The organism is Streptomyces lycii, from assembly GCF_009735685.1.
Lineage (GTDB): Bacteria > Actinomycetota > Actinomycetes > Streptomycetales > Streptomycetaceae > Streptomyces > Streptomyces lycii.
Window position 1 is genome coordinate 15371 of record NZ_WHPN01000370.1, and the last position, 11108, is coordinate 26478.

Annotated in this window: 9 protein-coding genes; 2 read left to right on the forward strand and 7 right to left on the reverse strand. The window is 74.0% G+C overall.

Translation table 11 applies throughout. The features are described 5' to 3' along the window. Positions 1–231: 231 nt before the first annotated feature. The 7 genes from GCU69_RS24900 to GCU69_RS24930 form a co-directional block, all read right to left on the reverse strand. On the reverse strand, positions 232–486 hold the full coding sequence (locus GCU69_RS24900) for a DUF7218 family protein (RefSeq protein ID WP_098750738.1): 255 nt from the start codon (positions 484–486) through the stop codon (positions 232–234). Positions 487–616: 130 nt separating this feature from the next. Further along, positions 617–1585 (reverse strand): LLM class F420-dependent oxidoreductase, encoded by a 969-nt coding sequence (locus tag GCU69_RS24905; protein ID WP_156207231.1) that lies wholly within the window; start codon positions 1583–1585, stop codon positions 617–619. Positions 1586–1663: 78 nt separating this feature from the next. Further along, complete coding sequence (locus GCU69_RS24910) at positions 1664–2446, reverse strand: polyprenol monophosphomannose synthase (RefSeq protein WP_098750740.1); 783 nt, start codon at positions 2444–2446, stop codon at positions 1664–1666. After that, positions 2443–4302, reverse strand: coding sequence for an apolipoprotein N-acyltransferase (gene lnt, locus GCU69_RS24915; protein WP_235978689.1), 1860 nt, complete (start codon positions 4300–4302; stop codon positions 2443–2445). Before lnt ends, GCU69_RS24910 begins: the two co-directional genes overlap by 4 nt. A 1072-nt stretch (positions 4303–5374) precedes the next feature. Further along, entirely contained in the window at positions 5375–7015 is a 1641-nt protein-coding gene (locus GCU69_RS24920; RefSeq protein ID WP_156207232.1) for an amidohydrolase, read from the reverse strand. 124 nt (positions 7016–7139) lie between these two features. Next, positions 7140–7580: an Lrp/AsnC family transcriptional regulator gene (locus GCU69_RS24925; RefSeq protein WP_098750744.1), complete on the reverse strand. Its 441-nt coding sequence runs from the start codon at positions 7578–7580 to the stop codon at positions 7140–7142. A 176-nt stretch (positions 7581–7756) separates the two neighbouring features. Then, positions 7757–9076 carry an APC family permease gene (locus GCU69_RS24930; RefSeq protein WP_235978690.1) on the reverse strand — a complete coding sequence of 440 codons (1320 nt, stop codon included), beginning with the start codon at positions 9074–9076 and terminating at the stop codon, positions 7757–7759. 232 nt (positions 9077–9308) lie between these two features. Here GCU69_RS24930 and GCU69_RS24935 point away from each other — a divergent pair, with 232 nt between their 5' ends. Further along, positions 9309–10511 (forward strand): hypothetical protein, encoded by a 1203-nt coding sequence (locus GCU69_RS24935; protein ID WP_156207233.1) that lies wholly within the window; start codon positions 9309–9311, stop codon positions 10509–10511. A gap of 106 nt (positions 10512–10617) precedes the next feature. Then, positions 10618–11108: hemerythrin domain-containing protein (locus GCU69_RS24940; RefSeq protein ID WP_156207237.1), on the forward strand; the 491-nt coding region annotated here is incomplete at its 3' end.

Here is an 11108-nt window from a genome sequence, read left to right on the forward strand (position 1 = left end):
CCGTCCCCGCACCGCCGAGGACCGTGGCCGCAGGGGTCGTAGGGGCCGTGGCGCCGTGAGGTTGACGGCTGCCGCCCGGCCGCTTGAAGCGGCCGGGCGGCAGTGTCGTTCCGGCCTCGGGATGCCGTGGCAGCCGGTCCGGTCCCGGTCGCCGTCCGCGGGCCCTCGGGGGCGGCTCCTGCGGCGGCTCTCGCAAATCAGCGCCTCGGGGGCGGCTCCGGCACTTAGCGGTCAGCGCTTGCGGAGCGCCGAGATCAGCTGCTCCTTGGTCATGCTCGACCGGCCCTCGATACCGACCTTCTTGGCCTCGCTGTACAGGTCCTGCTTGCTCTGCCGCTCGTACTTGTCGGACTTCCCGCCCTTGCTGCCGGTCTTGCTGCGGGAGCCGCCGGAGTCGTTGGCGATCCGGGCCGCCTTCGCCTTGCCGGCCCCCTCGCGGCGCAGGGCCTCGTACGTCTTCTCGTCCTTGATGCGCGGATCGGGCATCGTGCAACACCTCCCAGTCGGTCCACCGGGTACCCGCGCCGGGCGGCCGCATGCGGGCGGGCGGCCGGTCCGGGCGTCAGTGCCGGTCCGGGCGTCAGTGCCGGTGCCGGTGCCGGTGTCAGTGCCGGTGTCAGAACGCTTCGCGCAGCGCGGGCAGCAGCGTGGTACGGGCCCAGTCCAGATAGGCCGGTTGGCTGTCACCGCCGACCTGCACCAGCGCGATCTCGGTGAACCCGGCCTCGGCGTACGGACGTACGGCCGCCACGAAGTCGGAGACGTCGTCGCCGCACGGGATGGACTCGGCCACGTCCTCGGGCCGTACGAAGCTCGTCGCCGCCTCGAAGGAAGCCGGGCCGGGGAGTTCGGAGTTCACCTTCCAGCCGCTGCCGAACCAGCGGAACTGGTCGTGCGCCCGGCGCACGGCGGCGTCCCGGTCGGTGTCGTAGCAGACGGGCAGCTGTCCGATCCGGGGTTTGCCCGCGCCGCCGTAGTGTTCGAACGCGTCCAGCAGGCCGGGCTTGGGCTCGGTGGCGATGACGCAGTCCGCGAGCCGGCCGGCCAGCTCGCAGGACTGCTCGCCGGAGACCGCGATACCGATCGGCGGTGCCTGCTCCGGCAGGTCCCAGAGCTTGGCGGACTCCACGTCGTAGTGCCGCCCGTGGTGGTTGACGTAACCGCCCTCGAACAGCGCCCGGATGATCCCGACCGCCTCGCCGAGCATCTCGTGGCGCACGTCGGCGGGCGGCCAGCCGCCGCCGATCACGTGCTCGTTGAGGTTCTCCCCCGCGCCGAGGCCCAGCCGGAACCGGCCCTCGGACAGCAGTTGCAGAGTCGCCGCCTTCTGGGCGACGAGGGCCGGGTGGTAGCGCATCGTGGGGCAGGTGACGTACGTCATCAGCGGGATGCGCGAGGTCGCATGGGCGGCCGCGCCCAGCACCGTCCACGCGTGCGGCGCGTGGCCCTGTGAGTCGAGCCAGGGGAAGTAGTGGTCCGAGGTGACGGAGAAGTCAAAACCGGCCGCCTCGGCACCGACCACGTGCTCGACGAGATCACGGGGCCCGGCCTGCTCGGTCATCATCGTATAGCCGATTTGCACCATGCGTCCCGAATGCCCTGGGGTGGCGAGGGAAAACCTGGCCCGTGCGATACGGGCAAGAGGGCCTCTGGAATTCGCCCCTCAGCCGCGGCCCTTCCGCCCCACCGCGCGGCTGACCCGGGACCCCACGCCCCAGGCGGTGACCCGCCACAGCGCCTCGGCGAAGATGTCCCTGCTCATCTTGCTGTCCCCGACCTCCCGGTCGACGAAGGTGATGGGCACCTCCACCACGTGCAGCCCGGCCTTGACCGCGCGCCAGGCCAGGTCCACCTGGAAGCAGTAGCCCTGCGAGGCGACCTCCTCCATGGCGAGCCGCTCCAGGGCCTCCGTGCGGAAGGCCCGGTAGCCGCCGGTGACGTCCCGGATCGGCATCCCGAGCAGCAGCCGGGAGTAGGTGCTGCCGCCGCGGGAGACGAGCTCGCGGTACTTCGGCCAGTTGACGACCCGGCCGCCGGGCATCCACCGGGAGCCCAGCACGAGGTCCGCGCCGCCGAGGGCAGTCAGCAGCCGGGGCAGTTCCTCGGGCTGGTGCGAGCCGTCCGCGTCCATCTCGACCAGCACGCCGTAGCCGCGTTCGATGCCCCAGCGGAAGCCCGCCAGATAGGCCGCGCCCAGGCCCTCCTTGCCGGGCCGGTGCAGCACATGGACCTGCTCGTCCTCGACGGCCAGCTCGTCCGCGTACTTCCCCGTGCCGTCCGGGCTGTTGTCGTCGGCGACCAGGATGTGCGCCTCGGGGACCGCGGCCCGCACCCGACCCACGATCGGCCCGATGTTGTCGGCCTCGTTGTAGGTCGGGATGATCACCAAGACCGTGCCGAGCGGTCCGTACCGCCGCCGACCGCCCGGCTCGAGCTCGTCGCTCACTGCTGTCCCCTCTGGTCCGTACGCCCCCGCCGGCGCACCACGATCGCCGCCGCGCAGGAAAGGAGTCCCACGATAGCGAGCGCCCACTCCGGGATCGCGCCCACACGGTCGGCCGGCGTCGTGTCGTCACGCAATGGGAGATTTGCCGTGATCACGTCCTGCGTGAACTCCTCGGTGCGCTGCGAGACCGTGCCGTCCGGCTGGACGATCGCGCTGATGCCGCTGGTCGCGGCGGTGACCACGGCCCGGCCGTGTTCGACGGCGCGCAGTTTGGACATCACGAGCTGCTGCTCGGGCTGGCCGGTGCGGCCGTAGGTGGCGTTGTTCGTCTGCACGACCAGGGCGCGGGCCCCGGCGTTGACCGTGTCGCGGACGATCTCGTCGTAGGCGACCTCGAAGCAGATCACGTCGCCCAGGTCGGCGGGGCCGGTGCGCAGCACACCGGTCTTCTCGCCGGGGTAGAAGTCCCGGGGCACCCGCTCCAGCCGCGTGATGATCTTGCTGAGCTGGTCGCGGTAGGGCACGTACTCGCCGAACGGCACCGGGTGCTGCTTGGTGTACGAGGCCCCGGGGCCGGTCTCCGGGTCCCACACGATGCCCTGGTTCTCGACGTAGCCCTCCTGCTCGGGGTGGTCGACGAGGGCGCCGACGAGCACCGGCACGCCGACCGCCCTGACCGCCCGGTCGATGCGGTCGTACGCCTCCTGGTAGCGGAAGGGGTCCAGGTCGGAGGCGTTCTCCGGCCAGACGACGAGGTCCGGCTGCTGCTCGCGGCCCGCCGCGACGTCCTCCGCGAGTTGCAGGGTCGCCTCGACGTGGTTGTCGAGGATCTTCATGGGGCGGCCGAGGAAGTCCATGCCGGGCTGCTGGACGTTGCCCTGGACGACGGCGATGCGGACGGTGTCGGCTGCGGCGGTGGGCACCGGTACGGCGTATCCGGCGAGACCGGTGGCCAGGGCGAGGGCCGCGGCCGCGACGGCGGGCAGCGCCGCCCTCAGCCGCCCCCGGCCCGGGCCGGGCTCGTCCCTCGCCGCCGGATCGCTCTCCGCCGCCAGAGACCCCTCCGCGGCCGGACCGCCCGCCGCTGCTGCATCGCCCGCCGTTTCCGGTTCGCCGGACGGGTCCGTGACCCCGGCGGGTGCCGTCCGGCGCGTCCGCCACAGCGTCCACACCGCGGCCCCCGCCGAGGCCAGCAGCACGGCGCTCAGCGCGACGGCGAACGTGACCAGCGGGGCGCCGCCGAGCGCGGCCAGCGGCGTGAACGGCGAACCGGTGTTGGCGAACGCCAGCCGCCCCCAGGGGAAGCCGCCGAGCGGCTGCCGGTCCCGGGCCCACTCCTCCGCCACCCACAGGCAGGCGGCCCACAGCGGCCACGCCGGCAGCCGGGACGTCACGGCCAGCCCGGCGCCCAGCGCCGCGATGAACAGGGCCTCCACGGCGGCCAGTCCGAGCACCGCGTCGTGGCCGATGACGGAGAGCCAGCGCAGCAGCAGGAAGAAGAACGGCAGTCCGAACACGAAGCCGGTCCAGGCTCCCTGACGCGCCGTGCGCCCCCGGGTCAGCAGGCTCAGCGCCGCGACGGCGACGAGCGACAGCGGCCACACGCCGTACGGCGGGAAGGCGAGCGCGAGGGCGAGCCCGGCTCCCACCGCGAGCGCCGTCCGCGGTGCCCCGCGCCGGACGGCCCGTACGGCCCGGACGGCACGGTTCGGCCGCCGCCCCGCGCCGGGCTCGGCGGCCGGGGCGCCGGCCGACGGCACGGCGGGGCCGGACGGGGTCTCCGGTCGCTCCGCCTCTCGACGGGCGGAGGCCGCGGCCCCGGAGGGTGCGGTGGTGGTGTCGGGGCCCGAGTGCACGGTCGCGGCCTTCCTTGCAGGTCGTGCGGTGATGGAAGTGACGGTACCCCGGGCGGGGCACGCGGCGGGCCCGCGGGGGCACGGATCCTCCCGGAAGCACCGGTTCCGCCAGCCCTTCCCGAACGCGGGCGGGCCTCGCTTCCGCTTCCCGGCTCGGGCCCGCCGGCGCACCGCGCGGAGCGTCCCGCCATCGGGCGCCGGGGGACATTCCGGAGTACGGGCGGCGGGAACGCCGGGAGCGGGGGCAGGGGCAGACGGCGGGGCGGGAGGGCCCACCCGGCGGGCGTGGCCCGTCCCGCGCCCCCGGACCACGGGGCCCGGGCCGTGACCGCCGTGGCCCGAGACCACCGGGGGCGCGGGCGGAGACCGGTACGTGCCGGGGCGGGGGGACGGAACCGGAACCGCCGGAGCGGGAGCCGTCATCACCGGGGCGCAGTCCGCCGGAGCCCGGACCGTGATCACCGAGGTGGCAGCCGCCGGAGCCGGACCCTCCGAACCGCCGGAGCCGGAGCCGGGACCACCGGAGCCGGAAGTCGCCGGGGCGCGGAAGCCGCCCGGCGGCACGGAAGCGCCGGCCGCGCGGAAGCGCCGGGTCCGGCGGAATGGTTCGCGAGGGCGCCCGGGCCGGGCCCAGGAACTGTCCCGCGCCGGACGACGGGACTGCGGTCGGGGCCCGGTGCCCTTCGGGCCGGCCCGGTGCCCGCTGGCTGCGGGCGACCGAAAGCCGTTGTCTACTGGACGTCCGGGCCCCACCCGGGTCACACCTGCCGGCCGGAGGAACTTCCTCGCCGCCGTGGCGCGAATGCTGGACCTGGCTCCCAGTGGTGGTGCGCCGTGCCGGCGCACCACCCGTGGCCCAGCGGCGCTCGGCGGCTGCGTGAAGACTTCCCGGTCGGACGTCCTGTGGTGGACTCCGCCGAACCTACCGGCCGCCGACCGCTGTCTGTCAACAGTCGTCTGACCTGCGCCGTTGAGGCAATTCAGCAGGTCAGTGCCGAAGATCCGCAGGTGAGCGGGAGAAGACCGGACGGAGAGGCGCAAGATCCGTTCCTCCGTACGGCACTCCGGTACGTCACTCGATCGGCCGCGCGTGGACGGTGCGTCCGCCCACCACCGTGCGCAGGCACACCGGCAGCGGCGAGCCCGGTGTCAGGTCGGGCAGCCCGGGGGTGCCGGAGCGCGGGTCGGTGGACCAGGCGGCGACCCGCGTGTCGGGCGCCTGGACGACGAGACTCCCGCTCTCCCAGACCGCGTAGTCGGCCGGCGCGCCGGGGACGAGGACCCCGGCGTCGTCCCGGCCCACGGCGCGCCAGCCGCCACGGGTGTGGGCGGTGAAGGCGCCGCGGACCGAGATCCGGTGCCCGGGAGTGCGGTGGAAGGCGGCGGCCCGCACGGCGCCCCACGGGTCGAGCGGCGTGACCGGGCTGTCGGAGCCGAGCGCGAGGGGCACCCCGGCACGCAGCAGGCCGGCGTACGGGTTGAGGGTGCGGGCCCGGTCCGCGCCGAGCCGCTGGGCGTACATGCCGTCCTCGCCGCCCCAGGCGGCGTCGAACGCGGGCTGCACGGAGGCGGTGAGGGCCAGCTCGGCGAAGGCCGCGACCGTCTCGGGGGTCAGCATCTCGGCGTGCTCCACCCGGTGCCGGGCGGCGCGCACCCGCTCCGGGCCGACCCGTTCGGCGGCGGCGCGCACGCCGTCGACGACGGCGGTGAGCGCGGCGTCGCCGATGGCGTGGAACCCGGCCTGGAAGCCGGCTTCGGTGCAGGCCGCGACGTGCGCGGCGATGTCGTCCGGGCCCAGCCGGGCCGAGCCGGAGTGGGGCGCGTCGGCATAGGGCTCGCCCAGGCAGGCGGTGTGCGAGCCGAGGGAGCCGTCGACGAACAGGTCCCCGGCCGCGCCGACGGCGCCCAGGTCACGGATCCGTGCGATCTCCTTCGCGTTCGCGACGAGTTCTGCCCAGTAGCCGAAGACGCGCGGGCCGGGTTCCGCCGCGGCCAGCGCGAGCAGTCCGGTGAAGTCCTCCTCGCCGGAGATGTCGGGCCCGGCGCACTCGTGGAGGGAACCGATGCCCAGCGACGCGGCGTGCCGCCGGGCGGCGCGCTGGGCGTCGGCGCGCTGCCCCGGGGTGAGCGCGGCGTAGGCGGCGCGGCGTACGGCGTGGTGCGCGTCGCCGGTGAGCGGTTCGCCGTCGCGGAAGCCCGGCAGCCCGGTGACGGCGGGCACCCGGTCCAGGAGGGCGGTGCTGACGACGGCGGAGTGGGCGTCGACACGGCTGAGGTAGAGCGGCCGTCCGCCGGTGGCGGCGTCCAGCTCGGTGCGGGACGGCGGGCGCCCCTCGGGCCACCGGGAGGCGTCCCAGCCCTGGCCCAGGAGCACCGCGTCACCGGGGCGGGCCGAGGCGTGGGCCCGCACCCGGTCGAGCGCGGCGGCGAGGGTGCCGGCGCCGGACAGATCGAGCCCGGTGAGGGCCAGACCGGTGGCCGTCGTGTGCACATGCGCATCGGTGAACGCCGGCGTCACGAGGGCGCCGCGCAGGTCGACGATCTCGTCCGCGCCGTCGGCGAAGGCGTCCGCGGCACCCTCGGAACCGACCCAGGCGATCCGGCCGCGTTCGACGACCACGGCCGTGGCGAAGGGGTCGGCCGGGCTGTGCACCGTGCCGCCCCGCAGCAGCACGGTCCGTCCGTCGGTTTCCTCGGGGGTGCGGTCGTTCACTGCTGGCTGCCTCGCCGGTTCTTCTCTCGGGAAATGTCTGACGCCCCAGTGTCCCCCTCCCCCGCCGGAGCCCGCCGTGCGGGTCGGCCGGACGACGGCGCGCCGGGGCGGAGCCGCGGGCCGGTCAGACCCGGGGCGGCCTGGCCTCGTACGGGGTGGAGAGGACGACCGTGGTGCGGGTCGACACCCCGGCGAGGGTGCGGATGCGGGTCAGCAGGTGCTCCAGCTCCAGCGGGGTGGCGACGCGGACCTTGAGGATGTAGTTCTCGTCGCCCGCCACGCTGTGGCAGGCCTCCAGTTCGGGTACGCCCGCGAGCCGTTCCGCGATGTCGTCGGGGGCGCTGGGGTCGAACGGCTTCACGGAGATGAACGCCGTGAGCGGCAGGCCGACGGCCTCCGGGTCGACGACGGCGGCGTAGCCGCGGATCACCCCGCGCTGTTCGAGCCGGCGCACCCGCTGGTGCACCGCCGAGGTGGACAGGCCGGTGGCCTTGCCCAGGTCGGTGTAGCTCATGCGCCCGTCCTTGACGAGCAGTTCCACGATCCGCCGGTCGAGTTCCTCCACAGCGCAGAACCTACAGCGTCCGCCGTCGCCGGGACACCTGGAGCCCGGGCCCGCTCCGGGACGGGCGGCCCCGGAACGGGACGGGCCGGGACAGGACGGCCCGCGACAGCGGCCCGGGTGAGCTGCCCGGGACACGGCAGGGCGGCCCGCCCGGGAACGGCCGCGCACGGGCGCCGTCAGTCCCGGTGGCGGCGCGCGGCGACCAGCGCGAGCAGGGCCCCGGCGCCGATCAGCGGCAGCCCGCGCGCCCACACCGCGCCCTCGACCCGGGTGGCGAGCAGCACGCAGGACGCCACGCCGAGCACCGGGAACACCGCCGGCACCCGGAAGTGACCGGTCCCGCCGCCGTCCCGGCGCAGTGCCAGTACGGCGGTGTTCACCGCGGCGAAGACGACGAGCAGCAGCAGCACCAGGGTCGAGGCGAGCGTCGCCACGTCCCCGGTGAGGGCGAACAGCATCGCGATCCCGGTGGTGGCGGCGATCGCCGCCCACGGGGTGCGCCTGCCCGGCAGCACCCGGGTGAGGAAGCCCGGCAGCAGCCCGTCCCGGGCCATGCCGTAGGCGAGCCGGGAGGACATGATGCCGGTGAGCAGGGCGCCGTTCGCGACGGCGACCAGAGCGACGGCTCCGAACAGCTCCTCCGGGAGCCCGCCCGCCGCCTCGACCACCTCCAGCAGCGGACCGCTGGACTCCACGAGCCGCCCGGTCGGCACGGAGACGGTGGCGGCGACGCCGACCAGCCCGTACACCAGGCCGGCCGCGCCCAGGGCGCCGAAGAGGGCGCGCGGGTAGGACCGGCGGGGGTCGCGGGTCTCCTCGGCGAGGTTGACCGAGGTCTCGAAGCCGACGAAGGAGTAGTACGCGAGCACCGCGCCGCCCAGGACTGCCGCGAGCGGCCCGTGCTCCGGCGTGCCCAGCCGCGTCAGGACGCCGAAGTCGCCGTCGCCGCGCAGCACGATCCGCAGCCCGAGGCCTGCGATCAGCAGCAGCCCGCCGACCTCGATGAGCGTGGCGACGACGTTGGCCCGCATCGACTCCCTGATGCCGCGCGCGTTGAGCAGCGCCAGCGCGGCGAGGAACAGCACCGCGACGAGGGCGACGGGGAGGCTGACGAAGACGGTCAGGTACTCGCCGCCGAAGGCACGGGCCAGCGCGGCGACCGAGACGATGCCGGCCGCGAGCATGCAGAAGCCGGTGAGGAATCCGGTGAACGGGCCGAAGGCGCGCCGGGTGTAGTGCGCGGCGCCGCCGGCCCTCGGGTACTTCGTCGCCAGTTCGGCGTACGAGCCGGCGGTCAGCAGCGCCAGGGCGAGGGCGGCGAGGAGCGGCACCCACACCGCCCCGCCGGACTCGCCGGCCACCTGCCCGACGAGCACGTACACGCCCGCGCCGAGCACGTCTCCGAGGATGAACAGGAACAGCAGCGGCGTGGTCAGCGCCCGCTTCAGCGGGGTCGCGGGGGCCTCCGGGGTCTCCGGGGTCGAGGTCTTGGTCACCGTCCACGTGTGCCCGCCGCGGCACGCCGCAGACGTCCGTTGCCCCGTCCGGGGGCGCACGGCCGCCAGCCGGGGGGTGCGGCCGGCGGCCGGGGGTTCCGGCGGCGGCCGGTCCGCCGTCGTCCGGCCGGGGTGTTTCGTTACGTCAATAGGTGCCGCCGCAGGGCTTCACCGGGTCGCGAGCGGGTACCGGGGGGATTCTCGCGATTCCGACTCACTGGGAGGTGCCTGAATGCCGTTCAATCCTCTGGAGCAGCGGGGTATTCCGCTGGACCGCCAGGTGCGCAACTGGCGCGAGCTGAACGTCGAGCCGATCGACCCCGACCACACCGATCCGTACACCCGCTGCCGGATCATCACGATGAACGGGATCGAGGTGGAGGCGATCCTGTTCAGCCACCAGTTCGCCCGCCACTGTCCGGATCCGCAGGTGAAGCAGCGGCTGGCGGAGGTGCGCTACATCGAGGCGCAGCAGCAGAAGGCGGTGAACTGGCTGCTGCCCGGGGTCTCCTCGGTGCTGGAGACGACCATCGCCTACGAGCAGGTCGCGGTCGACCTGACCGCGTGGGTCGCCCGCATGGAGCCCGAGCCGTATCTGCGGCAGGCGTACCAGTTCGGCGTACTGGAGGACTTCGACCATCTGTACCGGTACGCCAACCTGTACGAGATGATCGAGCACCGCAAGGCGGCGAAGATCGTCGACGGGCTGACCGAGGTCATGCCGGGGCGGCCCACCCCACTGCACCACCGCCACCCGGCCGACAACGTGCGCGAGCCGTACGACAAGCACCGCACCGACCCGCTGTCCAAGCTGCACGCCCTGACGATCATGTCGGCCGAGCAGCAGACCATGAACTTCTACATGAACACCGGCCCCACCTACATGGAGCCGATCGCCCGTCAGCTGTACCAGGAGATCGGGCTGATCGAGGAGGAGCACGTCACCCACTACGAGTCCATGGTGGACCCGGGGGAGACGTGGTGGGAGCAGCTCGTCAACCACGAGTACAACGAGTGCTATCTGTACCACTCCTTCATGGAGCAGGAGAGCGACCCGAAGGTGAAGGCCGTCTGGGAGCTGCACCTCAACATGGAGCTGGAGCACCTGCACCTGGCCTGCGACCTGATGCGCCGCCACGACGGGCGGGACCCGGCCGAGGTGCTGGCCCCGGAACTCCCGAACGTGCTGACCTTCGAGCCGAACAAGGCGTATCTGCGCGAGCTGATCGACACCCAGCTCGACCTGACCACGCTGGGCACCGGCTACGTCCGGGAGGCGCACGAGCGGTTCGAGGCCATGCAGGAGAGCCTCCACGGCGGGCAGCCCGCGCCCAGCGAGCAGGTCATGATCCGGCACCGGGACGACTTCGGGCGCGAGTACCGGCACCAGACGGAGGGCGACCACCCCGTTCCGCACCTGCGGGAGGAACTGTGAGCGCGGCGATCACCGGCACCCGGAAGAGGAGCGCACCGTGACCCAGTCGAACCCGACCGCACCCACCCACGGCCCCGATCCCGACAACGACGTGGTGGCCCTGCTGATGGCGCAGCACGGGCAGATCCGCGATCTCTTCGACGAGGTCGAGGAGACGTCGGGGGACGCCCGCCGCGACGCCTTCCGGCGCCTGGTGCGCATGCTGGCCGTCCACGAGACCGCGGAGGAGGAGGTCGTCCACCCCTACGCCAGGCGCACGGCCGAGGGCGGCGAGGCCATCGTCGCCGACCGGCTGGAGGAGGAGCGGCTGGCGAAGGAGCAATTGGCCGCGCTGGACGGCATGGACGCCGAGGACCCTGGCTTCATGCCCGCGCTGCTGAAGCTCCGCAAGGACGTGATGGAGCACGCGCGGGCGGAGGAGCGCTACGAGTTCGCCCAGCTGCGGAGGATCAACGACGCGGCCAGGCTGGCCGCGATGGCCAAGAGCGTCAAGGCCGCCGAGGCCACCGCTCCCACGCGTCCGCACCCGGGGGTGGAGTCCGGGGCGAAGAACGCCGTCATGGGGCCGATGGCGGCGTTCATGGACCGCACCCGCGA

Excerpts from the sequence above, each read along its gene's own strand:
- GCU69_RS24900 (WP_098750738.1), bottom strand. The coding sequence starts at position 486 with ATGCCCGATCCGCGCATCAAGGACGAGAAGACGTACGAGGCCCTGCGC.
- GCU69_RS24935 (WP_156207233.1), top strand. The coding sequence starts at position 9,309 with ATGCCGTTCAATCCTCTGGAGCAGCGGGGTATTCCGCTGGACCGCCAG.
- GCU69_RS24905 (WP_156207231.1), bottom strand. The coding sequence starts at position 1,585 with ATGGTGCAAATCGGCTATACGATGATGACCGAGCAGGCCGGGCCCCGT.